This window comes from Paraglaciecola sp. (genome assembly GCF_039942875.1).
GTDB lineage: Bacteria > Pseudomonadota > Gammaproteobacteria > Enterobacterales > Alteromonadaceae > Paraglaciecola.
Genome location: NZ_JBDVBQ010000056.1, coordinates 105105 through 131649, shown reverse-complemented (window position 1 = coordinate 131649; position 26545 = coordinate 105105). Strand labels below are relative to the sequence as shown.

Genomic DNA, 26545 nt, shown 5'->3' with positions numbered 1-26545 from the left:
ACTTTATTTTCACCAACAAGGTATAAAGCTAGTGTTTTGAGTATGAGTTTTTGGTACGTAACGAGCTTAGTTCTCTCAAAAGCTCATCACGTTGTAGGGGAACAAATTGCTTATTAATACGCTCAACAATCTGACTAGGTAAAGCCTCTTTCAACGACGGAGCCTGCCAAGGCACTATAGTTAAGACTTTAGGTTGCTCTTGATTACCACGAATAGTTTCTTCTATGGTGACGACTTCTTGCTGTTGAGCAAAAAGTATAGAATTAGATAAACTTAACATAATCAATGTAAAACATTTCAATTTCACTGTAGGCCTCCATTTTGTTGCTGGGCTTTGATTTGTCTATTTAAGTCGGCGATCCAACCTTTTACTTGCCTAGATGGCTCATTTAACAAGGCTTGGTATAGAGTGTAATCATCTAAAGCGAGTGATTTATCGCCTAAATATAGGTCATACAAAATACCTCTATTCATATATGCTTCGGGAAATGCGGGCCAAATTTCTATCGCTTTATCATAGTGATGCAAGGCTTGAGTAAACTGGCCTTGATTACGATAAACCTGACCTAATAAGTTATGGGCTTTGAAGTTAAGTTCATTCGCCGTTATGGCATGAGTTAAATAGGTTTCGCTTTTATCTAAGCTGGTATTTTTATCGGCCTTTTTTAATTGACTGCCTTTTAACAACGCTATAGCCCCTAATTGCAACCACACACCAGATAGCTGGGGTTGAGTCTCAGACAAATGCTTGAGTAGCGACTCGGCTTGCTGAAACTCCCCTTCAGTCTTGTGAGCCATAGCTTGAGTAAACTGCTTTTTAAGTAAGGGCGACAAAATTTGGTTTGATTGAGAATACTGCTGTGTATATAAATTAGGCTGTGCCTTTAAATCTAATACTTTTATTTGTATAGGTGTTAAAGGCTCTACTGCTTCAGCTGTAGCAGTATCAGTTACTTCTGGCGGCTCCTGTGTATTTTCAGAAAATGGCAGATTGGCACAACCCGCCAACATTAATCCTATACCAGCCCATACAAAACTTGAGTATTTAGTAAATTTCATCTGTTACCTCCGACGCTTTTTCAAGCTTGTTATAGCGGCCAGGTAATAGGATTTGTAATGCCTGAAAACTTTCTTGTACCCAGTCGTCATACACACCATTCCAGCTTCTTTGGGCATTAGTCTCATGGATGTCGATAGCCTTTTCTTCAAAAGGGTAAGCCTGTTCTTCTAACAATAGTTCGTATTGTTCAAGCTCTAATTCATTTAGGTTTGCAGGGCGACTAGAGTCCATCAAATCTTTAGCCAATTGATGATATATATCCGCAATACTGAAATTGGCGGCCGTGCTAAATTCTTCAATTTTATAAGCTAAGGTTTGGTTATAAGCATCAAGCGCTTGAGTAAGCGCTGCTTTTTTCTTGGCTAAACTGGTTTTTAACGGTTGCGTTAATTTTATAACTTTATAGTTATACAATTTATCCTGGGCAAAGACAGTAGACGCCATAGCGGCTAAATAACGAGAACGATCACTTCGCTGCATATTGGCTTGTTGCTGGGCTTGATTATCAGCCAAAATTAACTTGTTTAACCAAAAACGTCTTTTACTGGCTTCGTTACTTTTTAAATAAAACTCACTCATAATAAAACGCGCTTCATTGGCTTCGGCAAAAGGTAACGGGTAACTATGAGCATAAGTACGATAAGAATTAAGGGCTTGTTCTCTATTATCAATTTTGTAGAAATATCCAGCAGCTACATATAAAGCCTGACGTCCTTCTTCTGACTGTGGATTAGCTCGATGTAAAACCAACAACTCATCTGCGGCTTGCTGCCAGTTTTCGTTTTGTTGATAAGCTAAAATCAATTGTTCAGGAATGTTTTTAGTTAACTCGTGTGTAGGAAAACGACGCCTAAAGTCTTCTAATAAGCCAATGGCCTGTTGCCATTCTTTCATTTCTAACAAGTGACTAGCGGCATCATACTGAGCGTTAAGTCTAATGGTAGAGTTAGGAGTTTTAGCGATGACTCTTAAAAAGTCGTTTACGGCTAAAGGTAAAAAGTTAAGGCGAATGTTTTCTTCACCCTGTTTATAAATACTTGCGGCAAGCCTTTCTTGCATGTCAAAACGACGTAAATCTTCAGGCGACAATATTTGCAGAATGGTTTCGTACTTGGACTCGGCAGCAGCATATTGCAATAGCGCAAAATAACTATGTGCCATCACTAAGTGGCTAGCTAACACTTTATCGGCATTGGCTTGAGGTTGCCATTCTAATAACAGCTGGGCGTTGCTTATGGCGTTTTCGTATCGATTCAGCAAAAACAATTGCTGAATATTAGTATGTAACACATCAAGAGCACGGGGGTCATCGGCAAACTCAGTTACAAAATCCACTTGGCTCTCAAGCTGTTTTTCTAACCAGATTGATTGCTCTTCTTGAGCCATTCCTATTGGGCTTGCCATTAACTCTCGGTACGACAATAAGGTTAAGTAGGCCGCTTCTGCAGCTTTCGGGTATCCCTTAAGAGAATAATCTATGCCATAACTAGGTTTATAAGCATAGGTTTCAAATACTTCGATAGCTTTCACGTATTGCTTAGCAGCAAAGTAACTTTCTCCTAATCTAAATAGAAATTCGGGAGCTTGTGGATCTCGAGGAAAGGTGTCGATAAATTGTTGATACCAGGTGGCAGCGTTTAGATAAGCTGTCACACTTTGTTGCAGCAATTCTTGTGAGCTAGCTTCGAAATTTTGACCCGTATCACCTTTGCTAGCATTACCAAGTAACTGGGCTCGGCTATGTTCAAACTGTGCTAACTCTTGTAAATACTGATTTAAATAAGGTGCCACCTGTTCTTGAAGCACTACTGGCCATTGTGTCCAGTAGTCTCCCGCCACTCCGTAGCTTAGTACAAAGGCCTCTTTTGCTGGTAAGACTAAAGTGGGGAACTTCCCTAGGATATAGGCATCAATTTGTTTAACTGCAAAAATAGGCGCTTGAAAGTGTTGAGCATGGAGCTCACTAAAGGCTTTATAAGCTTTAGCACTGTCTCGATAGCGGTCATTGTTAAGGTAATGTTGCGCAAGCGCATCATATAAAACATATTCGTAATGTCTCGGGCCAATCCCTGCAAAGTGCTCTTCAATACTGGCGGCAGGCTCAGTGAATAAACTGTCTTGATATGAAAATAACAAACTCATTATACGTATAGTATCTTTCACCAAACGCTTTTTACCTACAGGTAACCTTTCTATTTGCGCCTGACTATCCACTTGAGAAAGCATAGACTCCGCAATCACTTCATTGGGGAGGGTATGATCTAAAAGTTGCCTAAATGCGCTTAGCGCTTGTGGCTGTTGTTCATCTTTAAAGTAGCTCCAGCCCAACATATAGGCAGCGGTAGCAAAATAGGGGTTTTGAGCCCCTAGGTTTATCACCTGCTCATAATTGCTTATGGCACTTAAGTAATTGCCTAGATTAAACTGGGCTTCACCCATACGAAAATATGCTTCCGCTAAATAGGGGAAATCTGGAAACTGTATAGCTAACTCTTCTAAGGCTTGATAACTTTGTTCAGTTAAACCTTGTTGTTCATAGGCCTTTGCTAATTGGTACAAGACCTCTGCACTATTTTCGTGGTCAGGGTTGCTGTTCAACAATTCTTGATAGCGCTGAATAGTGGCACCAAACAACTGGGACTCCACAGCCTCAGAATTCGAACTAGAAGATTGTAAAGCGGCCCCTTCTTCAAGCTGCGCTTCAGCCACTAACCCTTCTAAATCCGCAAGACGATAGGCTGCAACTTCTCTAGTTTTAGGGTCCCCCACCAAAGTAAGTAATGCTTGATATCGATCTCTTAAAGTCTTGGTATCTGGCTGTTGTAATGGCTCATGATCTAAAGGTAATGGCTCAAAATACACATCACCTAAATTTTGGCTAGATACTGGCGGTGTTGCTTGTGATTGAGGTTCGAAATCTTCAGTAAAAATACTGCAACTGCTTAGAACAAATCCACTTATACCCACTGCATAAATGGCAACTTTAGGTGTTTTCAGATAACTCAATATCATTGGGAATTATCCTTTGGGGTTTGGCCTTGTTCTATTAGGTCACCTTCTTCATTCTGTAAAGCTTGATCACTTAAACGAACTGTAGCCAGCTGTGCCTGTAATAAGTAATTGCTCACTTTATCTTGATGGGCCACTATGGCTTGCTTAAAAATTACTGAAAGTTGAGTAATAAGATTTTGTTGCAGCACTTCGTTCTTTTGTATCTGTACTGTTAAACGTGCGGCGATGGAGTCAACCCTTTGCCACTGTTCTGCATAAAGAGGCGCTCTAGCCAATTGGCTTAGTAAATCGTATTGTCTTTTCTCGGTGGTTAATAATTCTTGATCTAAAAGCGCTAATGCTTTTTTAGCTTGCCACATATTGGCAGGTAGCGCTTCGGATGACAGCCAGGTTAATCTTCCTGCAACCACATCCAATCGGTTAGCGTAAGACTCTGCTAAAGGCGTTTGATTTAACTGAGATTTAAGCTGGGCTATCTTTTTTAGCCGCAGCTGCGAGCGTTTCACCCTTTTTACCCAATCTTGGTACTGCGCCGACATAAAGACACTGCCATCTTGCAACTCCTCAGCCCGCTGTAAATGAGCAGCTAATTGCTCTCGCACCTCTTTTAAATCAGCCAGTTTATCTAAAGTACGATCAGCACTCATATTTTCTGCGCGCAGGTTTCTCTCAACTTTACGTTCGTCTAACATAAGATGATATTGCGACATACGTTGCTGCCAATTCAGTAATTGAGTTTGAATTTCTAGGCTAGCTTTTAGGGCTTCTATACCCGCTTTAAATTCATTGCTGACACTAATGCTTTTAAAAATAAACTGTGTGTTTAATTGTTGGCCTTTTTCACTTAGCAACTCATAACTATCAGATTGCTTTTCTAAATTTAGAGAGGATGGTATTAAGTCTAAAATAAACTGTGGCTGTGAAACCTGCTCATGAGCCATCTCTAACACGTTAGATGCTTGTTTAAAACGAGCAACGCCTGACTGCAGCATATTCATAGCTTGTTTAGGCGCAAAGGCTTTTTCATAGGCATAAGCACTGGCAATATAAGCCTCCAAGGTAAACTCACTATGCTGGGGCATTTGAATCAATTTCTGCCAAATAGCCAATGCGATTTGCCAATCACCTTTTTCTGCTGCGGCCCAGCCATATCCCAAGAGTGCGCCGTCGTAATCTAAGCCTTCTGTACGAATTTTTTCAAAGGCTCGAAATGCATCATGGGGTTCACCTTGTTGCATTAAAACGTAAGCCAGAGTTAGATTTGCTCTATCTTTAATTGCTGCTTTTTCGTCTTCTTCCTGCGCTTTTTGTTCTGCATCAAATAGGGGGTTAACCCAATTTCCCCAGCTTTCAATTAAACCGGTATTTGTTGAAGCTAAACTATCAAGCTCAGATATTGCCAGCTCTACCTCACCATTTTGCAATAAACCTAACGCCTGATTGTAAGCAATATATTGACGGTATATTGAATCATCAGACAGTTCTTGTAACCAATGACTCTGAGCTTTAACGCGGCGAGTATTTTTTGGGGTATCTGAATTGATTAAAAAACCATGTAACTGAGACTGCAAATACAACCAATGATCTCGGGTTGTCGTATCAAAAAAAGTATCTGCTTGCTCCATTGAAATATTAGCAAATGCTTTTGCCGCCTGCTCAAACTCACGGCTTCGATGGTGGGCTTCACCTAACAACAACCACGCGTAAGCCGACACTTTTTCTGACTGTTTATCTCTTAATAATCGAGTGAATATTTCTGCTGCTTGAGCATTCAAACCATAGGCTAAACTCATAGCGCCCTTTAATAATTCAGGCTCTATAATATCACCTCGTAAAGATTCAGATATAGCCAATAAGCCATTAGGGTGTTGTTGTTCTAGTATTGAAATTTTGGTGAGGCCTTCGGCAAAATCACCTTGATAATAATCATATAAAACTTGTTGATAAGCTTTTTGTAATACTGGATTAGAGGGTATTTCATCCGTCGAATCCTGCGCCGAAGCCATGGCGGATATAACCACGCTACAGGCAAAATAAAGAACTGATTTAACCAAGGAATTCTTCTGCATGTTTACAGCTCAACAGCCTTGAATAAAGGTTGTTGTTTAACGCTTGAATCTACAATACTCAACTCCAACGATACGGGCTCTGCTGTCTTGCTAAAGGTTAAACTCGTGGCTCTTTTGTATTCTCTATTTTCCGGTCCTTTACCAATAAAAAACGCAGTTAATTCATGTTCACCTTGCCCCAAATTATCTAGATGTAACTTTTGCACCCCCCCCTTGTATAAAGCCTTAATTTGCTTTTCTGTGTATAGGTAGTGAGTCACAGTTTTATCATCTAGTTTCAACTCAACTGAATCTAAATCAAAGTAAGTACCTACATCCATTGAAAGATACACCACTACTTGTGTACTTGAAGGAAATAATAAGTCTTCCTCTAGTACAAACAAGTCTCTATTTAGGGCAATCACTTCCTTTCTCAAGGTCTGCAACTGTTGCGTCAAGGATTGTCCATCAACATGCGTATTTGCAGTATCTTGTGAGTAAGTATTAACACTTAGCATAAGACATATAAACGCAAAATTAGCGGGCAGTGTTTTAAATTGAAACGTCATAATATCGATTATCCTTTGAGCTATTTCACAAGTTTGCAATTAGTAAAATATCGACACGTACAAGCGCGTGATATTAGCTGAATATTGGTAAAGTGGTTCTTCGCCCACAGGCGCATCAAGAAGTACGTTTCTAAAATTATCGTAATCATAATTAACATGATCTATGTCGAGGTTAATGGTGCTCTTTTTGAAAAAATTTGCCGCAGAAAACTGGAATTCATAGGTAACACTGGCACCAAATGACACATTATTAAATGTGCTCATTTCTTTGTCTCGGGCGCGTACATTAAACTCAGCACTACGGCTAAATAAATCTTGATAAAAGTCGGCTTTTTCTTGGGCATAATGGCGGGCTCTTAGTTCGACTATCCAATCATTACCGAAGGTATGTATGTAACCTAATTTATAAGTGTTGGCGTCTATGCCCCAAGAGTCCGAAAACAATTTAGCCTCTGCATACACTGATGCTCGATAAGGTAAATAGTAATTAGCGGTGACGGCTGCCGCGTTGCTTCTGCGGGTATTGGGATAAACTTCGGTTTCAAATTGATACCCCTTGGCAGCTGTTGGATCTATATAGCGCACCGAGCGGTAAGGATTATTCAAATAGCCTTGGTCTGCAATATTTTCAAAGCTAAGACCAACAATCATATTCTTAGTAATGATTTGGGTTAACCCTAATCGGTAATTTTGTCTTTCGGCTTTTTCGTAAAATGATACATCACCAATCCTACATATTTCATCGCTCCCCTTCGAGAAACCTAACGTTAAAGTAGTTAAATCACCAAAAAAGTCTTGGCTTACACCTAAATGATAAGACTCAGCAAAAAAATCATTCTCTAAGCTATTAGTATAATTAAAACTCACCAAGGTTTTCTCGTGCAATAAATCCACCCCAACACTTTTCTCTGTTCGTTCTTCTTCATAGGGGCTAGCAGTAGCTAACACATCAATGGATGCGCCTGAAATAGTATCCACATAGTAATTGGCTGAAACGGATACTGAATTACCGATTTTTTTACGTAATAAAATCGAAGGGCCATCAATAGACATGCCGCCACCTTGATAAGAATGATACATGGCATCGGATCTATCTTGAGGCAATACAGCTGCTTGGGTTTGCCAAGTCAGGGCAATTAGACTGAATAAGGTCACTGCTTTTATTAAGCTCATGTTTTTAACTTTATAAATACTATTAATTGCAACCACAGCCACCCCCAGCGCCACCTTCGGCTCCACGAGCACCTTCACGAGCTTGTAGTGCATGGTTAGTATAAGAAGCGGAAACTGGGTTTCTATTCATACTCATAATCGTGTCGGCTAAGTTATCCCGCTCATAGGGTTTTACCCAAGGTTCAAATGTAGTACTACAACCACTTGCACCAATAGCAATACAACAACACAGTAAAATTTGGATATGCGCTTTTTTCATAGTGAATAATTCCTACTCTCTTAGTAAGGCTTTCACCGCTTTTTTGTATTTCAGTTCGTCCCCACTTTTATAACCGTTGTGAAGTAAACGGTGATTACCATCTCGGTCTACTAATACAGTTGTGGGCATAGCATTAACCTTGTATAGCTTGCTAACTTCATCTTTACTATCAAACAACACAGGGAAGCTCACAGGGATGTCATTTAGCAATACATCCGCTTTCGCTGGGTCCTCATCCACGTTTACAGCTAGAATAACAAAACCTAAGTCGGCGAATTCTTGTTGCAGCGCTTCCATATGTGGTAACTCTTCACGGCAAGGGCCACACCATGATGCCCAAAAGTTAATAAGTACAACGTTACCTATTTGTTCTTGTAAGCGAACATTACCATGGTCCTTACTCGCCAAAGTAAAATCTGGCGCAGGTCCTTTTGGGGTAGAGGCGGCAGTCGCAGTAAAGCTTAAAAGCAAGACTAAAGCGCTAGTACTAATAAAACCTAAAGTGGATTTGATGCTAGGCATCAATGCTTTACGTCCGAAGATATGTGTTTCTTGTTTAGCTATCATTTTCATAAAATTCTCGTTTTAAAAGGGGCTTGGTTAAAAGAAAAACGTCGCACTAAAGCCGTATTCAATATTGTGAGTAGTTTTTTCTTCACCTATAAGTTCGGAGTTAAATAAGTGATCACGTAGGGTAAAATGCAATGCCATGTAATCAGTAAGAAGCAATCTATAACCCGCCCCTAAACTCACGGTAAAACGTTCATCTCCACCAAAGTCGGTACTACCTGCCCCTAGGGTAAAATAGGTAGCAGAATTAAAAACTAAATTGTCTGTAAAAAAAGTTTCACCATTTAAGTTGTACCCAAATGACACGTTATAAAAACTGTAATCTCTTTCTTCTTCAGTAAGAAATGGCGCACCACCACTCAAGACTTCAAAGCTGGTCTCCCCTGCTTCTGCTTGGCCATATGTAGCTTCGATAAAAAAATCTTCATTTATGTGGTAGGCAGCACGTAATCCAAACAAAGGGCTAGATGAAAAGTCTTCAATGCTAATCACACCCACTAACAGGCCAAGCTCAAAGTTTTCTGAATCAATATTCGCTTCATTGATGTCTTGTCTTGTTACTTTTGGCTCAATTAGAGTCCCGGCTTTTACAGGCTCTTGAGCCATTAAGCTTGAAGAATTCAGCAATGCCAACACCACTAGAAATAAACTGCGAAACCTAACTTCCATTCTTCTATTTCCTCGTTTTCATCTCGGCTCGTTAAAGCTTGAAGATTGTTATATTCTAATTTCACTAAAAAGTTTTTTGCTAGGTAATACCTCACACCAAGACCAACAGCATATAAATCGCTGGTACGTGCTTCATCGCCACTTTGTACTAAATTTGCTTTAGGTTGGGTGCGAATTTGACCCACTCCGAGACTAATATAGGGAGATAACCGCCACTCGGGGAAAGTAGTATGTTGTGCCTTTACCAAAAAATACTGACTTTCAGATAAGTCACCCAACGCCTGAGTCACACTGACTTCGGCACTAATATTGTCTGTGGCGACCCAATCGGCAAATATAGTTAATGATGGGATACCTTCAAATGAGCCGCCTAACATGCCAAACTCAATATCACGCTCAGAAAAAGAAGCAAAAGAACCATCAAATAATTTCACAGGTTGCCCTTGGCTACTCTCAGTTAAATGCAAGTCATCTTGCTTAACCCAACCTTGAATTTCATCGGCGGTGATAATTTTAAACCAACTGGTTCTGCGCTTTAATACGGTTATCCATTCACCTTTAGCGGCCACGTGTATTACTGGATATCCACCAGCAGGCCCTGAATGCATTTCTATGTAAGGCTCTACTACTTTTGCCTGTATAAGCTCTTCACTTAACGCAGAAGTCGTACAAAGCCACATGCAAACTAACAATAAACATCTGAAATTAAATGGGTTTTGAAATGCCATTTTCACTTTATGCCCGCCACTTTTTAGCCTTAAACACAACATCAATTAACGGGTGCCGCAAATGGATTATTGTAATACTGAGCACCTATATCTAACCATTCAGATAATAGTTTGCTTTCTGCGGGTGTTAGCCAAGCGTCATGAATCGCACCTTGGTCAAACACTCTAAAAAATCGATTACTGGAAATAGCTCCATTGGTAGACATACTATTGGTCACACTCACGGTTTCTGTGACCGCGATAGGGTTACCCTCAGCATCTAGAATAAGCTCTCCTTCTTCATCTACTTCGTAGACAATATTGCCATCATTATCTGTCACTTCTACTAGGCGATTAATCAATACACCATCGGAAAGCTCTTGCTCACTATCGCTAAACATTAATTCGCGGTAACTGGTAAAAACATCTGGGTCATCTGTGGAAGCGACGCCTCTTAAGTCTAACTGTGCAGCGGGAACTTGGGCTAAGTCATCAGACCCATCTGGGGTATGGCAACTGACACATGTTCTGTCTTCCAATAAGGTAACGCCGTCCTCAGAATAAACTTGTCTGTCTACAGAGAATATCGGTTGAATATGATCGGGGAAATTTATCTCAATACGGCACAAGGAGGTCCATATTAATGCACAACTGCTAGATATAGGCAATGTAGACTGTAGATCTGAATAAGCGTAACTAAAGCTTGCTACTGGCGTTTGAATATCTGGATCAGTCCAAATATCTTCAAAAACAATATCTGCTGAAGGGTAACTAACCCCTAAAACTCTACCTGCTGTTTGTGCCATAGTATCCCCAACATCCGTAAACAGAGCAGGGTTAGTATTAGGAAATCCTCCACCTGAACTAGTCGCTCCTAAGTTAATACTGTCTGCTTCAGCATCTAAACGGCCGTGGGGCATTTCACTATTTTGAGTGTGACAACCATTGCAGGTTTTCACCTCTCCGGAAACAAGCTGTAACCAGTTTTGATGGCGCTCACTGATCCTTTGACCATCTTGATCCAACAAACTAAAACTCAGTGGTACATTCGCAGGCACATTAAATAGCACTGAACCGTCAGGCTCAATAGGTACATAACCTATAATTTCACGCATTAATTGAGCGCTGCTTCGCCCAAAAGCTGAATTGTCAAAATCACGCACTTCATCATCAGGCAAAGATACCGCCTTAACCACTCTTAAAAAGCGCGCGGGTCTATCTACGACAGGTGTTTGAGTTGGGTCTGACAATGCTGTGATACCCTGTGGACTAGTATCAATACCAGCAAAATCGTAAACACTACGAATATGCACTCTGCCTAACCCCTCTAATGCCAAATCTTGATCATATTCATCAGCGATAAGCGCATTACCCGGAAAAGCCCTTGGCTGCATAGCCACTAAGTCGGTATAAAACAGTTCTTCTTCTGGAACATTAATAACCAATTGAGTATTGTCTATGGGGTCATACATCCATAATCCATAAAGTAGCGGCGCGGCTTCTACCACTGGGTTTTCTAATAAAGTGTCATCACAAGGCAATATTTGTAACGCATCGTCAGTATCCCCATCTTGCTCAGGATCGTACACTCTGCACTGACTCCAGCTAAATAGAATTCGCTCACTTCCATCCCACAAAGGATACATAGCCGAGAAACTTCCTCCTGGAGAAATATCACCATTTATTAATACGTTATCAAATATAGCTGGGGTTTGTGCTGGGCCAGTTAAACCAGGTTGTGAGGCTATGGGCATGGTATCGTCAATATAATTAGCCACATCAATGTTGATAAAATCTGCGCCCCATTGATTAGTACTAAAAGGCCGTAACATAGCTAATACTTGACCATCAGGCTGTTCCGCTAATTGCGTAAAATGAAGCGCTAAATCACTGCTGCTCGAAATGTGGCTATGACGGCCATATACAATTTCTAAATCGCTGCCATCTGTATTCATTTGATACAAATTAACAGTATTGTTTGTAACCGCATTATCCCAACGGCTAAACAGAATTTTGCCTGAGCTAAGGATGGTTGGGTCTAAGTCATGACTTTGGTTAAATGAAATTTGCTGTATATTTTCACCATCGGCATCCATTACATGTAATACAGAGGCAGTCTGATTTCTATCTTCATCAATAGCTTGGTATTGAGGTTTGCCCTCGTCTAATAAAATAGCTTGATTAGCTTGCTGGCGAGTAGAGCTAAACACGATACGCCCATCTGGTAAATACACTGGACTTGTATCTTCACCAAATTCAGCATCGAGATCAGAGACAATGACTCGTCTTAGCGTGTCGCTAGTTAAATCATACTCCCAAATATTCCAAGTGGGTTGTTCATCATCGTTGGCATCTTCAATTTCTGGAGCACGCATAGCAAATATTAACCGTTCGCCATCATAAGATACGTTCAAATCTTTAACATCATAGGTATCAAGTTCAGGATCATTAGCGGCAATTTGCTCTTCACTAAAAAACGCTGCAGCCGAGATGTTAGTTTCAGCCGCACTCACAGCAGCTCTACTTTTTATATATAGAGATGCACCGGGAATAAAGTCAGCTGGTCGAGTGATACTTTGCTCAACCAAAAGTTGTTCATCATCATAGGGGGCGATACGTTTAATATAGGCAATGGGAACGTCTATCACGACTGGATCAGCATCTTGATCACTGAGCAATATAGAATCATCGCCGCACCCCAAAAGACCTAGACACAGAAACACAGCCTGCAGCCTGAGGTAAAGTGAGCACCTAAGAGTCTTAAAAACTAGGTTCGAAAACATACGTATATCGACATTAGTAATACTCCAAACATTATTTCGTGTCTCCAAATGAACTGATGTAAAGCGTCTCTTAAGAATAAGGTTAATGGCTGTACCCCACTCTATATCGGTAGTTAATAGATTATCAGTATTGGTATTTAGTAAATACTGTCTATCTAATGCAACTCTGAGCATTCTTGTTTTTAGATAGTTACATTAACGACAGTAATCAACAATGAAGCAAACTATTATTGGGGATGATTTTTAATACGTTTTAAAACGTACTAGATTGCAATCCAATAGGCCTTAAAAATAAACCTCATAAATTATCAAAAGGGCTTACACAAAAACTCATGTGCCCTTTTGACGACATCCACAAACTCTTCCAATTTGTAGTAAAACGACTTTTTTCAGCTAGCTACCAAGTCACATCACAAATATTGTATTAAAAACAGCCTCAATATTTGCGGCAACAAGTCTATAAAAAGTAACGCCATCTTGGCTTGGCAAAGCCATCAACTATGGCTTTGTATGCTTAATCTCATAGATACCAAGCGCTGATAAGCCATGGCCCACTTCATGCTAACTAGCTAAAAAGTTTAAGTTTAATTTTTACACTTATAAGCTCCAACCCTAGATGTTTAAGGGTATTGAAAATAGATCAGCAAATACTTGGGTATTAAAACCTAGACCTAGTTACTAGATCTTATGTTGTTGCACCTAGTGATATTGATTAAAACCTTCTCAAGACGTTTAGCTTGAGCACCAACAGGCGGCCATGGGAGTTACCTTTGACATATTTCATCACACACAAGAAGATTAGCAAACAGTTGCTTTTGGGCATTACTGTAAGCTGCTTATTGATGCCGGCTATTAGCTCGGCAGGTTCGCGAGAGCAGGCCAAACGCATCCACGATAGGGTTGTAGGCATACCTCCAACTGCAGATGTGCTTGATGAAATGACCACTTACATAGACCAAGGCAAGGTAACTGACGCCGCATACCTAGCGATGGAAAACTCTGCGTTTTATTCTGTGACCCTCAAAAATTGGGTTACGCCATGGACCAATGAAGAGGCCGACGTATTTGCTCCCTTGAACGATTATACGGCCACAGTCATTGGTATGATCAGAGACGATGTGGATTTTAGAGAAATACTCAGTGGCGATATTTTATACGTAGCTGATAACACAGTGAATGCTCCCGCATATTCTGTTACCAGCAATGCTCACTACCAAGCATTAGACGACTTAGACGCAGACCTAAAAGAAGTATTACAAGCGACCACACAATCATCAGTGACGGGCTTACCTGCGAATGCATCAGCAGGTGTGATGACCACCCGAGCCGCGGCAAAATCATTTTTTAAAGACGGCACTAATCGCGCCATGTTTCGTTTTACTCTAATCAATCACATGTGTACTGATTTAGAAGGGGTGAAAGACACCACTCGCAGCCCAGACCGTATTCGTCAGGATATTAGCCGCAGTCCAGGTGGAGATAGCCGAATATTTAATAACTCATGTATTGGTTGTCACTCGGGTATGGACCCCCTAGCTCAAGCTTTTGCGTATTACGATTATGAATACGATTTAGAATCTGATCCCGATGGCGAATACGGTGCTTTACAATACAACACTAGGTCACTGATAGACCCAGATACAGGTACACAAGTCCAAAGTAAATATCATATCAATAGCAATAACTTCCCATTTGGTTATGTTACCCATGATGACAGTTGGAGTAATTATTGGCGTGAAGGTTTAAATAAAAACTTAGGATGGAATGAATCACTGCCCGACAGCGGTAACGGTGCCAAAACCATGGGACAAGAGTTGGCGAATAGCCAGCAATTTGCGAGCTGCCAAGTCACTAAGGTTTTTGAAAATGTATGTTTGCGCAGCCCCCAAGATGCCACAGACCGAGCCGAAATATCAGCAATGACAAGTACATTTACCAACACTGGTTACAACATCAAACAAGTGTTTGCTGATTCAGCTGACTACTGTAAGGGAGAATGATCATGGGTATCACGATTCGCAGCCTATTCAACCCGTTACGAGCTAAGTTCATTCATCATAGCAGCGTTATTGCAAAAAACTCAGTCACTTTAGCGTTAGCTGCCATACTATTCAGCGGCTGTGGTTCTGACACCACAGCTGTGGTCGAAAACCCTTTAAACTCTGCAGACACAATCGAGACAACAGCTTACTCAGGCCCTGTTGCATCAACCCAAGATGTAACACAATTTAAAGTAGAGTTATGGGACAATATTAGTACTGAGAGTAGGTGTGGCGCTTGCCATATACAAAATACCCAATCGCCCGCTTTCGTAAGAAATGACGATATAAACCTTGCCTATAAAGAAGCCACATCATTAGTTAATTTAGTATCACCTAAAGACTCAATGTTAGTGAGTAAAATTTCTGAAGGACACAACTGCTGGCTAAGTAGTGACGAAGCTTGTGCTGACATCATGACAACTTGGGTATCCAACTGGGCACAAACCGAGAATGTTGCCAACGAAGTCCAATTAGAAGCCCCCCAATCTAAAGAGCCAGGCGCTAATAAAAACTTCCCAGAGTCTAATGAATTATTTACTGACACTGTTTATCCATTACTAGAAACCTATTGTGCAAACTGCCACACCAATTCTGCCACAATTCCTATTTCACCGTATTTTGCGTCTAGTGATATTGACGAAGCTTACGAAGCCTCAAAATCTAGAATCAATTTGGATATCCCAGAAAACTCTCGCTTTGTAGAACGAGTCAGAGACGAATTCCATAATTGTTGGAGCGACTGCTCTAACAATGCAAGTGATCTAGTAGACGCTATTTTAGCCATGGCTGAGGAAATATCTGTCACTGAATTAGATGAGTCGCTTATTAACAGTAAAGCGATAACCCTATATGAAGGTACATTAGCAACCGGCGGTGGTCGTTTTGAAACCAATGCTATTGCCAAATGGGAGTTCAAAGCAGGCTCTGGCAGTACTGCCTTTGATACTAGTGGCGTTGAACCCGCATTGGATTTAACCTTAAATGGTGATGTAGAGTGGCTTAGTGGCTGGGGCATACAACTAACAGACGGAAAAGCTCAAGGCTCAACCGCTAATAGTAAAAAAATATATGATTCAATTACCGCTACTGGTGAGTTTTCAATTGAAGCTTGGGTAGTACCTGCAAATGTGACTCAGGAAGGCCCTGCGCGGATCATCAGCTATTCTGGTGGTGACACCACCCGTAACTTTAGCCTTGGGCAAAGCTTATACAATTATGATGTACTACTGCGTACCACTGAGACAGACCTAAATGGCGAGCCGGCATTATCGACTTCAGATGCAGACGAAGTGTTACAAGCTAGCTTGCAACATGTAGTTGTTAACTATGATCCTATCAATGGCCGCCAAATTTTTGTAAATGGTGAATTCACAGGTAACTTAGACAATGTGCAGGCCGGTGGCTTTGGAGATTGGAATGACAGCTACGCCTTTGTATTAGGTAATGAGGTATCTGGTGATATTCCGTGGGCCGGTTCAATTCGTATGGTAGCCATCCACAACCGAGTATTATCTAGTGAGCAAATTACCCAGAACTTTGAGATGGGCATAGGTCAAAAATTCTTTTTATTATTCGAAGTTACAGACATCACAGAAGTCCCCCAAAGTTATGTAGTATTAGAAGTTAGCCAATTTGATAGTTACAGTTACTTATTTACCGAACCCTTCTTTATCTCGCTAGATGAATCAGTCAATATTGGTAGCATACCTGTTGAAGGTATGCGCATCGGTATCAATGGCCGTGAGGCCACAGTTGGGCAAGTTTTTCAAAACCTCGACACTCAGCTAACCGACTCAGACTACATACCCGGTGAAGGCCAAATATTGTCTTCTATGGGTACTATAGTAGCCATAGAAAAAGGCGCAGAATTAGACGAATTCTTTTTAACATTTGAAGTACTTGGTGACCAAACCAATGTGGTAATTGAAGCAGACCCAGCAGCATCTGCTGAAGCCACAGACTTGGATCCCCAGTCTGATATTGGTATCAGAAACTTTATTGAAATTAATGCCAGTATGGCAGCCACCACCACAGTACCTATAAATAATACTGAGGTAAAAGCGACCTTTGAAGCACTAAAACAGCAGCTTCCGTCAGTTACCAACATGAGCAGCTTTTTAGCATCAAACCAAATGGCTGTAACCCAAATGGCCATTAAATACTGCGATCAGTTAGTGGAAACCACTTCATTAAGAGAAAGTTACTTTAATGGTTTTGATTTTGATGAAGCCGCATCTAGTGCTTTCGAGAATCAAGATAGGAACCTCATACTCGATCCTATTTCAGAAAATATCTTAGGTATAGATTTAGAAACCCAACCTGACAATAGTTCGGTAGCGATTGAGTTAAACTCATTAATAGACAGGCTCACAGACTGTAGTAATGGTAAAACCTGCGATGCAAGTTATACAAAAACCGTCGTTAAAGCTTTATGTGCCGGCGCGCTAGGTAGCGCTGCCATCACTTTGCAATAATAACGATAGATAAAGTTAAAAGGGTCCCCAGATGAAACATAAACCAACATTAAGTCCAGACGCCCCGCTTTATCATGCTTGCCATGCTAAGCCCATGACGAGGCGAGATTTTATTGCCCAAGGTTTTATGGCAGGCATGGGGACGGTTTTAAGTGGTTCTGCCTTAAGCCTATTTGCCTCTCCGAATAAAGCTCACGCTGCCCTATCCTCAGATCTTGAATCATTAAAAAGTAGCTGTGGTATAGCAACTCAAGGTGCAGGAAAAATACCCTTTATAGTATTTGATTTAGCAGGGGGAGCTAATATTTCTGGTTCTAACGTTCTGGTTGGCGGCCAAGGTGGACAGCAAGACTTTTTAAGCACAGCAGGTTATAGCAAGTTAGGATTACCTGGCGACATGATCCCATCTATTGCCAACCCGGATACTGGTTTAAGTGACTACATTAATACAGAGCTTGGCTTAGGATTCCATGCTGACAGTGCTTTTTTACGTGGTATCCAAGACAAATTGAATATCACTAACAGAGCAAATGTCAATGGAGCAGTTATTCCAGCCCGCTCTGAAAATGATACAGGCAATAACCCTCACAATCCTATGTACGGAGTAAACAAGGCAGGATCAGATGGCTCGCTACTTACTTTAATTGGCTCTAGAAATACGGATTCTGGCGGTAACTCTATGTCTCCTACTTCTATGATCGATGCAGCCAAACGTCCCACCAAAATTGATCGACCTTCTGATGTTACTGGATTAGTGGATACCGGAGACTTGATAGGGTTATTAAGTCAGCAAGATTCTGTCACTGTCATGGAATCAATTCAACGCATTAGCGCCATGAAGCTGGGCAAGGTCAACACGCAAATCACCACTGACGACGTCCTCAAAGATTTAGTCAATTGTGGATACGTAAAGAGTGCTGATATTGCCGACAGATTTGGTGACCCATCAACTCTTAACCCAGAATTAGATGCTGATATCGTTGGTGAAAGCGGCATTTTCACCCAAGATGAATTTGACGGTGATGCCGAATACAGAAAAACTGCCTCAACGATGAAGTTAGTGATCAATGGTTTTGCCGGAGCAGGCACCATTACAATGGGTGGTTTTGACTACCATACTGGCAACCGTTCTACTGGTGAATCTAGAGATTTAAGAGCCGGAAGATGCATGGGCGCCTGTTTAGAATATGCAGCAAGAGTGGGTGTTCCTCTAATGATGTACGTCTGCAGTGATGGTTCAGTTGCCAGTAATGGCATGGTCGATGAATCTGAAGACGGCCGTGGTAAAGGCGTATGGAGTGGCGATAACTCATCCACCGCATCTTCATTTTTCTTAGTGTATAACCCAACAGGCACCCCACAATTAATAGGGGCTACGCCAGATGCCCAAGCTCAGCACCAACAAATTGGTTATATGCGCAGTGATGCTTCAGTAGAAACAGCCTCAAGCCCAGCAGCAAATAACGTGAACCTACTAGCTGAAACTGTTATTTTGAATTACATGGCGCTACATGGAGAACAAGGTAAGTTCGCGGATCTTTTTCCTTCTCATGGTCTAGGAAATAGTGCCTTGATGGATAGCCTGACAGCCTTTGAACCCATAGTCAGTGGCACCTACAGCTAAAAACCAAATATGGTGCAACCCCTGCAACTGCTTATTTACATCTTAATTGAGTAAATTCGGCAATTGAATCACAAACTTTGCGCCACCTAATTCAGAGGTATCAACATAACAGGTACCTTTATGCCAGCTTGCGATACGTTTGACTATGGCTAAACCTAAACCAGCGCCGCCCCTATCTCTATCTCGTCCTTCATCCGGACGAAAAAAAGGTAGAAATATTCTATCGCGAATATCTTCAACTACCCCAGGTCCATCATCCTCGATACATATATCGATGTAATTTTTATCTTGTATAACTTGAATTATTATTTTGCTACGGGCATAACGCACTGCGTTTAACACTAAGTTCTTAATTGACCGCTCTATAAAGTGCTCATCCGCTAAGATCGTCACATCGTCTCCCACTACGACAACCTCTAAATTTTTAAAATGACTTTTTTTGAGCCGCTCAAGTAATTCATTACAGAGTTGCTTTATGGGAATTTCTGCCAAGTTCATTTCAGGCACTCGGGTTTCAGTACTGGCATAATCAAGCATCTCTTGCACTAATCTATCTAGCTCATTTACATCGTTATGCATGTCTTTCCAAGGTTCACTTTGGGCATTGGGTTTCATGGCTAAGGCAAACTTTAATCTCGCCAATGGAGTGCGAAACTCATGAGCCACCCCACCACTCAGCTCGCGTTGGTTTTGCATCAGCTGGGCAATTTGTTCACCCATGGTATTCAGAGATTGTGCGATGGGAAAAACTACAGAAGAGTGATGGATTTTGTTTTTAGCAATACTCCCATCAGGTAAGACCTTAGCGACTATTTTTTGTAAACTAGCCAAGTCTTTCCATAGGGGCCAAATCCATAGTCCTATCACGCCTCCTAAGAGGATAAAAAACAATAAACTGTATATAAAGAAATGAGCTGAATCCAGACCTGATTCTGGTATATCTATTTCAAATAGACTACCGTCATCTACAGAAATATAAACTTGAGAACCATACACGGGATCACTTAACTTAATAGCCTCCCCATTATCCAGTTTTTTCAAATTACTTTTGGACCAGGCAATATCCTCTGTAGCATATTCTTTGTAAGTTAAATCCAAATTTTTAAGTAACGCTGTAAGTTCAATGTTTTGCTTGTTAGCTTGTTCGATTAAAGAAATATACACATCAGAAACTTGTTTACTTTCATCGCTGAAGAACAATCTATCTAAACCCGCACTTAGACCAACTAAGGCAAACACTATGAAGACATACAGACTAATAAATAATCGGGCCATTACTTATCAATCGTCCCAAGCATCAGCTACAAAAAAGAAGCCCTTTCCCCAAATGGTTTTAATTCGGTAAGGGTGTTGACTATTATCTTTAAGCTTTTTCCTCAATCGAGAAATCCTTACGTCTACAGAGCGGTCTAAACCATCATATTCACGGCCAATAAGTTCAGTATAAAGTGTACAGCGCTCAACTAAGGTAGAAGGGGTTTCAGCTAACTTCCAAAGCATGTCAAATTCATGGCTAGTTAAAAATACATCTTCGCCCTGCAGCAGTGCTGTGCGACTTGAGCTATCTATAACCAGCTGCCCAAAACGTAATTTTCCTGACTTTGAAGCCTCTGTTATAATAGGTGCCTTACGGCGTAAAAGTGCGTTTAGTCTTGCAACTAGTACCCGAGGTTCAACAGGTTTTATAATATAGTCATCAGCCCCTATTTCTAAGCCTAATACTTGATCAAAGTCGTCATTTTTTGCCGTCATGAATAATAACGGCCCTTGGTAAAAAGAACGTACATTTCTACAAAGTGTAAATCCATTTTCACCCGGTAACATAATGTCTAAAATTAATATATCTGGGGGCGATCTTTTAACCTGCTCCATAAGGCCTTTACCATTGGCTAAACGTTTGACCGCAAATCCATTTTCAATTAAAAACTGGCAAATAAGTGTGCTTAGTCTTTCGTCATCTTCAACTAATAAAACCTGTTTCATTAAAATATACTCCAGGGGTTACGGATCCTACGCCTATACTTTTTAGCCTCTTTATATTTTATTGATAAATTATGAGAGAGTACCTGACTTCCGGTTTTATCTTTTAATATCAAGCTAATATTTTCACTATAAGAAAGGGCAAGTTTTCTAGGTAGACCCCCTTTTTGGCTACAAATTACTTTTTTTGAACCCATAAATAAACAATAGACGCCAGATTGCAGGTTTTGAGTCGTGATAATCAACTCAATATGGCAGGTTTCACCCACTTCTTTTGCTATACAAATATTTGGCTGCACCGTCCATGATGGTGTTTTTGCCAATCCACATTTACTCCATAATAAGGCAAGTATTAAGAGGCTATGTTTCAATGTCTCAGCCCATTAGTAGCGATATGCCATTCCAAAGAAAACTCGCTTAATATGATTACTTTGAACAAGGGGGCTACGATAAAGAGTGTCTGGTAATTTACGATACCCTAAATTAACGAGCCACATTAAATGCTCATCAATGGGAATTTGTACATTTACACTAAGGTGTGGCTGCCATCCGCCTTTCACATCATAAAACAAATCTTTTTGATCAGTATCCCGTTCGTCAACACCGTAATAATAATCAACTAAATCTGCGCTTTTCCAATTAACGCCAAGCTTAGTGTTAAAGCGAGCCGTATGCCATTGCCATTTATACTGATAAACCACCTCGAGTTGATGGCCTTTGTGCACACCTGAAACGTCTGTCATCGCTGCAATGGAAAACTCAGAATTGACAACAAAGTAATGTAAACGAACACCCCCATTTACAGCCCAATACCTATCAGTAACCTCATTTATGGATAGAACTTTGTTAGTGTTGTCATCTTCGCTGGGCGTATCCAAATATTCATCAGAACTGGGCCGGTTCGGATTATCCGAACCACTTATGGTGTTGGAAGTAAATATATTGTCGGGGTGTAGAAAGTAAAAAAAAGCGGCCTCACTATCTATTTGTATAAAACTTTCTGAACTTATAGCCTCATTATTTATCCACTGGTAACCTAGTTCAAGGTTGTCTAAATAGGCTTTTTCTCCATACCAAGCAATATCTGGCAATAATAGCAATGGGATATTATCGCCACCTACAAGTGGATTGGTTTTAATACCTAAACCTGCGGCTAAGCCAAGCTGCCAACTATTTTCTGAAATACACTCTTCTGTTTCAGAACATGCTGTTGACGAATAGCTTATAAATAAACATGTCATTAGCAAAGCTAAGCGGCTAAAAACAAACAAGTAAGTACTCCAATCGTGAACTATGTCCCCAGACTACCAAATATTTTCTTTTATGAATGGCTCGATTACAATTATTCACAATTAATAGCAATTTGAGGCATTAATAAAGCGAAGAGACCAGTAAACTGTGAGAGTAAAGTTTATGAAGCTAACGAGAGGTCGAGTTATGTCTCAGCAGAAAAAACATAATGTGGGTGATTTACTATGTTTTGCAATTATCTTTATGATTATTTTAGTCTTAGTGGCATGTTCAGGCGATAATAGACCTAGTATAGATATACTCGAAGCCCCCACTGACTTATCAAAAATTAAAAAAAATCCTAAATAATCTCAATCCATCCAGCATATTTACTAAAAACAAACAATCAATTATGAGTTAGTTGTAAAAAGTTAACTCAGCAGCCTCATATATAATCACCTTAATACCTAGCTATATTCTTTGATTTAACGGCATCTAATGCAATGCCAACGTTACGTCAATGCGTATTCAAATATGCACTTAAAGCAATCAAAATCATGTGAATATTGCCTTTACAATTTAAGGAAGGAGATAGTGCCACAGCATTAAAGCTAGACGGTACTGAAGAGTACTCAATCGAAGCTGTGACTCAAGGACAAAAAGAAGCAAAAGTAAAAGTTACAAAAGGTGGTAAAACTAGCAGCTTCATAACGCGTATTCGAATAGATACCCCCAACGAATTCAGTTATTTCAGTCATGGTGGTATTTTACAGTATGTGCTACGTAGCCTGAATTAAACTGAGTAGTTGTTTAATATCATTTGCATATGATGCTTAACATCTGGAGTATCATAAAATGCCACAACTTGTTTCTTATAAGCCATCACAAATACACTTGAGCTGGTAAGGCTTGCAAACAATGTATCTAATTCTAGTAAAGCAGTGGACCGCTCTGATGTTTGGCTGGCAAGCTTATGTACTTCATCGGCCATTGCATCAGAAATGACGAGGGCTTTACCTTGTTTATCAACACGCTTATCACTGTAATAACACCAAGCCGCTATGATTAAGGTTGCACATTCAATCTCACCATTTTTTGCTAAGTTATCTAGTATTGTAGGCAGCATAAAAGTACTAAGCTTGGCAGCATTTTCAGAGCATATTCTAGCTAACCCATCTTTAATATTTGGGTTAGCAAAGCGCGCTAGTAAGGTACTTTTATATTCATCCAAATTAATTCCTGCTACTGGCGACAAAATGGGTGTCACTTCAACATCCATAAAGTGGCGTAAAAATTTAGCAAAAAGTGGATCTTGTACACTCTCATCAATAGTTTCAAAGCCCTGTAACGAACCTAAGATCCCTAGTACTGAATGCCCTGCGTTCAACAAACGAATTTTCATTTTTTCGTAGGGGGTAACGTCGGTTACAAATTGAGCACCAACTTGTTCCCACTGTGGACGCGTCAGGATAAATTTATCTTCAATGATCCATTGATGGAAAGGCTCACAGGTTACTGGCCACTCATCCTGAATACCCAATTGCTGTAAGTAGGCTATATCGTCTGGCGTAGTCGCTGGGGTTATGCGATCTACCATAGCATTAGGAAAGCTGACTTCTGACTCTATCCACTTGCCTAACTCACTATCAACTGCTGTGGCGTAAGCAATCAACATTTTTTTAGCCACATCACCGTTATGTTGCACATTATCACAAGACTGGATAGTAAATGGAGGTAAGCCATTTTCACGACGTAATTTTAATGCTGCCACAAGATACCCAAAAACCAAACGAGGTGTATTAGGATTCGCCAAGTCATAGATTACGTCTGGGTTACTAAAATCGAACTCACCTGTGGCAGGATTGAAGTTATAGCCTCCCTCAGTGATGGTAAGAGACACAATCTTAGTCTCAGCACAGGCCATTTTATTAATGACCGCTTCAGGATCATCGCATCCAAGTAAGAAGTCACTCAAGCTGCCGATAACTTTGTTTTCTACGGTGCCATCTGGATGTTTCACAATTAAGGTGTAAAGGTAATCTTGAGCTTCAAGTAAGGTTTTCATTTTACGGTCAGCATCACGTAAGCCTACACCACAAATTCCCCAACTTAAGTCGCCACTTTGTGTCATATACTCGTTGGTATAAAACGCTTCGTGAGAACGGTGAAAACCACCCACACCCACATGTACAATGCCAGATGTAACCTTAGAACGATCGTACCCAGGTACAATTACTGATTCTGGTAACGCCGTTAAGTTGGCATTATTTAAAAGAATATTAGATTTGGTTTGCATAATTAAGACTTCCTATTAACTTACGCTACAACTTTTTTATTTTGTTGCATGACCCAATAGGCAGACGCAAAATAAATAATGGTACAAATGAATCCAACATCAAAGAATAAATCGCGATTGCTTTCGTAAGCCGCCACGTCGGCACTTAAAAACATAGTGTTGCATGCCAAAGCTAGTGAAATACCTAAACTTAAAAGTGAAACCCAGTGAATTATCTTTGTTACTAAAGTTGGTTCTGGTGTAGACACAGTTTCTAGCTGTGCTTGTTGTTCATGATGTTCTTCTACTTGTCGGTCGTAGGCATCTAATTTTGCTTGCTCTTCAGGGTATGCTTCAGCCGCTCCGTAACGTTTCGCTAAAAGAATATAAACCACACATGTAAAAAACCAAGTGGGAAGAAACAGATAGTAAAATGACATCACGTCTAGGGCATTTAACGTAAAGCCAAAAGCTAAACCCAAGCCCCAAGAAGCCACAGCAGGAGTACTATGAGTAAGGTTCTGAAACATAGCCCAGTAGCGAGTAAAACCAATTTTTGGGAAGATAAAATGTTCAGTAAAAACGATTGCACCAACAGGCACAACAAGCAAACCAGCGTAGGTTAAAAGTGGCAACATTTTATTAAAAACAAAAGGGAAACACGCAATACACACAGCCACGACACCAACAATTAAGGTGGTTTTATTACGTGAATGGTTTTTGAATATAGCTTGTGCAGCTAAGCCTGCTCGGTACAAGTTTGCATTGGCAGTTGTCCACCCAGCAACGATAACAATCACTAATCCAGACAAGCCTAAAGCCTGAAACGCTACATCACCAGGGTCTAATTCAATGATTGATTTTTTAACAATAACCGCGGTTCCTGCCCCCATAATACCTGCAGAAATCCAAGCAATATAATGCCCAAACATCATACCTGATGAAGTACATAATCCATAAGTACGGCTTTTGGCATAGCGTAGCAAAGCCATATCAATTAAACCAAAGTGGGTAATGGTATTGGCTGCCCAAGCAAAACCTATCACTTCAAGCAAACCTATCCCAGGTTCACCTTGCGCATCGACTCCAGTCCAGACTGAAATGCTTCCAATGTGCATAAAGTCAGCCCAACTTGTCAATGTTGTTTGACCAATTACATGCTCAGCTAGAGCGGGCATCAATACTAACGGCCCACTAACGAACATTACAAATAGCCATGGAGCACAAATCCGAGAGAAATTAGATACCGCATTGAAGCCGTACATAGCCACCAGCACCACTATCATACCCACAGCCAATACTACTAACACAAACCAAGCGTTGGTTGGATACCAACTCAATTGTGCTGGGATACCAAACGCAAATCGCACTGCTGTTGCAGAGACAGTCACCATAGCCGCAGATATCACGGTAAAGATTATAACATTGACCCAGTTATATAAGGTTGTCATTGAATCTCCAGCTATTTTTTGGAGATAGGTGTATAAACTTAAGCGAGTTTCAACCGCGATAGGCGTAGTAAGAAAAGTCCAACTAAGAATAGCTAAAACATTACCAATCAATAGCCCTAACAGTATATCTGTCATGGTAGCGCCAAGGGCTACAAAGGTCGCCCCTATAACAAATTCTGTTGCGGCGACATGTTCGCCAGCATATATACCTAAAAAATGTGACCACCCCTTACGTTTATGTTTAGGAATAGGTAGTTGTTCTTCACTAACATTATCGAGTATTACACTTGATGTTTTGGACTTCATCTTTGTTACCAACCTTAAAATTTTTCTTTTGAGTATTGCTTTCAAACTGTGACCGCGAAATATCTTAATGAAAAATTGGGGATGCAATCACATAATTGCATCCCCAATTTAAGGTTATTATTTGCCGTAACAGAAAGTTATCACACTCAACAAAATGAGCATTTGCTATTAACATGAGCATATTCCCAGAAAGTAACTGGTACTGTCAATATATTGTTAATGAAAATCGTTCAAAAAATACAAAGTTGTTAATTACAACCAAGAGAAATAAAACTCAAAATAAAATATAATCAATGACTTAAGTTTAAAAAAC

21 protein-coding genes and 1 pseudogene are annotated in these 26545 nt (G+C 40.4%); 5 read left to right on the top strand and 17 right to left on the bottom strand.

Features of this window, described 5'->3' with window-relative positions:
• Positions 1-28 precede the first annotated feature (28 nt).
• Genes ABJE44_RS20230 through ABJE44_RS20180 form a run of 11 tightly spaced genes read right to left on the bottom strand, consistent with a single transcriptional unit; the run spans position 29 to position 13024 of the window.
• On the bottom strand, positions 29-307 hold the full coding sequence (locus tag ABJE44_RS20230; RefSeq protein ID WP_348112047.1) for a hypothetical protein: 279 nt from the start codon (positions 305-307) through the stop codon (positions 29-31).
• Entirely contained in the window at positions 304-1059 is a 756-nt protein-coding gene (locus ABJE44_RS20225; protein ID WP_348112048.1) for a tetratricopeptide repeat protein, read from the bottom strand. Before ABJE44_RS20225 ends, ABJE44_RS20230 begins: the two co-directional genes overlap by 4 nt.
• Complete coding sequence (locus ABJE44_RS20220; protein WP_348112049.1) at positions 1046-4072, bottom strand: tetratricopeptide repeat protein; 3027 nt, start codon at positions 4070-4072, stop codon at positions 1046-1048. The genes ABJE44_RS20225 and ABJE44_RS20220 overlap by 14 nt, the downstream gene beginning before the upstream one ends.
• Positions 4069-6141, bottom strand: coding sequence for a tetratricopeptide repeat protein (locus tag ABJE44_RS20215; RefSeq protein ID WP_348112050.1), 2073 nt, complete (start codon positions 6139-6141; stop codon positions 4069-4071). The genes ABJE44_RS20220 and ABJE44_RS20215 overlap by 4 nt, the downstream gene beginning before the upstream one ends.
• Positions 6142-6143: 2 nt before the next feature.
• On the bottom strand, positions 6144-6689 hold the full coding sequence (locus ABJE44_RS20210) for a hypothetical protein (protein ID WP_348112051.1): 546 nt from the start codon (positions 6687-6689) through the stop codon (positions 6144-6146).
• A 39-nt stretch (positions 6690-6728) separates the two neighbouring features.
• Complete coding sequence (locus tag ABJE44_RS20205; protein WP_348112052.1) at positions 6729-7862, bottom strand: DUF3570 domain-containing protein; 1134 nt, start codon at positions 7860-7862, stop codon at positions 6729-6731.
• A gap of 22 nt (positions 7863-7884) precedes the next feature.
• A complete protein-coding gene (locus ABJE44_RS20200) occupies positions 7885-8121 on the bottom strand; it encodes a DUF4266 domain-containing protein (protein WP_348112053.1) in 237 nt (78 codons plus the stop codon).
• Positions 8122-8133: 12 nt separating this feature from the next.
• Positions 8134-8694 carry a TlpA disulfide reductase family protein gene (locus tag ABJE44_RS20195; protein ID WP_348112054.1) on the bottom strand — a complete coding sequence of 187 codons (561 nt, stop codon included), beginning with the start codon at positions 8692-8694 and terminating at the stop codon, positions 8134-8136.
• Between the two features lie 27 nt (positions 8695-8721).
• Entirely contained in the window at positions 8722-9360 is a 639-nt protein-coding gene (locus ABJE44_RS20190) for an outer membrane beta-barrel domain-containing protein (RefSeq protein ID WP_348112055.1), read from the bottom strand.
• Positions 9330-10088 (bottom strand): SH3 domain-containing protein, encoded by a 759-nt coding sequence (locus ABJE44_RS20185; RefSeq protein WP_348112056.1) that lies wholly within the window; start codon positions 10086-10088, stop codon positions 9330-9332. Before ABJE44_RS20185 ends, ABJE44_RS20190 begins: the two co-directional genes overlap by 31 nt.
• A 41-nt stretch (positions 10089-10129) precedes the next feature.
• The gene (locus tag ABJE44_RS20180; protein ID WP_348112057.1) at positions 10130-13024 is read right to left on the bottom strand and encodes a hypothetical protein; all 2895 of its coding nucleotides are present in this window, start codon (positions 13022-13024) and stop codon (positions 10130-10132) included.
• Between the two features lie 668 nt (positions 13025-13692).
• Between ABJE44_RS20180 and ABJE44_RS20175 the strand changes: the two genes are divergently transcribed.
• Genes ABJE44_RS20175 through ABJE44_RS20165 form a run of 3 tightly spaced genes read left to right on the top strand, consistent with a single transcriptional unit; the run spans position 13693 to position 18990 of the window.
• A complete protein-coding gene (locus ABJE44_RS20175) occupies positions 13693-14850 on the top strand; it encodes a hypothetical protein (RefSeq protein WP_348112058.1) in 1158 nt (385 codons plus the stop codon).
• 2 nt (positions 14851-14852) lie between these two features.
• A complete protein-coding gene (locus ABJE44_RS20170; protein WP_348112059.1) occupies positions 14853-17366 on the top strand; it encodes a LamG domain-containing protein in 2514 nt (837 codons plus the stop codon).
• Between the two features lie 31 nt (positions 17367-17397).
• The gene (locus tag ABJE44_RS20165) at positions 17398-18990 is read left to right on the top strand and encodes a hypothetical protein (RefSeq protein WP_348112060.1); all 1593 of its coding nucleotides are present in this window, start codon (positions 17398-17400) and stop codon (positions 18988-18990) included.
• A 42-nt stretch (positions 18991-19032) separates the two neighbouring features.
• Here the strand turns inward: ABJE44_RS20165 and ABJE44_RS20160 are convergent, their stop codons facing one another.
• From ABJE44_RS20160 to ABJE44_RS20145, 4 genes are read right to left on the bottom strand one after another with little or no spacing between them, the layout of a single operon-like run.
• A complete protein-coding gene (locus ABJE44_RS20160) occupies positions 19033-20265 on the bottom strand; it encodes an ATP-binding protein (protein WP_348112061.1) in 1233 nt (410 codons plus the stop codon).
• A 6-nt stretch (positions 20266-20271) separates the two neighbouring features.
• A complete protein-coding gene (locus ABJE44_RS20155; RefSeq protein ID WP_348112062.1) occupies positions 20272-20973 on the bottom strand; it encodes a response regulator in 702 nt (233 codons plus the stop codon).
• Entirely contained in the window at positions 20973-21293 is a 321-nt protein-coding gene (locus tag ABJE44_RS20150) for a DUF3019 domain-containing protein (RefSeq protein ID WP_348112063.1), read from the bottom strand. Before ABJE44_RS20150 ends, ABJE44_RS20155 begins: the two co-directional genes overlap by 1 nt.
• Before the next feature lie 60 nt (positions 21294-21353).
• Positions 21354-22211, bottom strand: a complete 858-nt coding sequence (locus ABJE44_RS20145; protein WP_348112064.1) for a MipA/OmpV family protein — start codon at positions 22209-22211, stop codon at positions 21354-21356.
• A 172-nt stretch (positions 22212-22383) separates the two neighbouring features.
• Here ABJE44_RS20145 and ABJE44_RS20140 point away from each other — a divergent pair, with 172 nt between their 5' ends.
• Together ABJE44_RS20140 and ABJE44_RS20135 are read left to right on the top strand one after the other, a co-directional pair.
• Positions 22384-22569, top strand: a complete 186-nt coding sequence (locus ABJE44_RS20140; RefSeq protein ID WP_348112065.1) for a hypothetical protein — start codon at positions 22384-22386, stop codon at positions 22567-22569.
• A 188-nt stretch (positions 22570-22757) separates the two neighbouring features.
• A pseudogene (locus ABJE44_RS20135) lies at positions 22758-22997 on the top strand (hypothetical protein); the annotation flags it as partial.
• Here ABJE44_RS20135 and ABJE44_RS20130 read toward each other — a convergent pair.
• Together ABJE44_RS20130 and ABJE44_RS20125 are read right to left on the bottom strand one after the other, a co-directional pair.
• Positions 22994-24496: a mannitol dehydrogenase family protein gene (locus ABJE44_RS20130; RefSeq protein WP_348112066.1), complete on the bottom strand. Its 1503-nt coding sequence runs from the start codon at positions 24494-24496 to the stop codon at positions 22994-22996. The pseudogene ABJE44_RS20135 and the gene ABJE44_RS20130 sit on opposite strands and share 4 nt — an antisense overlap.
• A 20-nt stretch (positions 24497-24516) precedes the next feature.
• The gene (locus tag ABJE44_RS20125; protein ID WP_348112067.1) at positions 24517-26232 is read right to left on the bottom strand and encodes a hypothetical protein; all 1716 of its coding nucleotides are present in this window, start codon (positions 26230-26232) and stop codon (positions 24517-24519) included.
• Between the last annotated feature and the right edge of the window lie 313 nt (positions 26233-26545).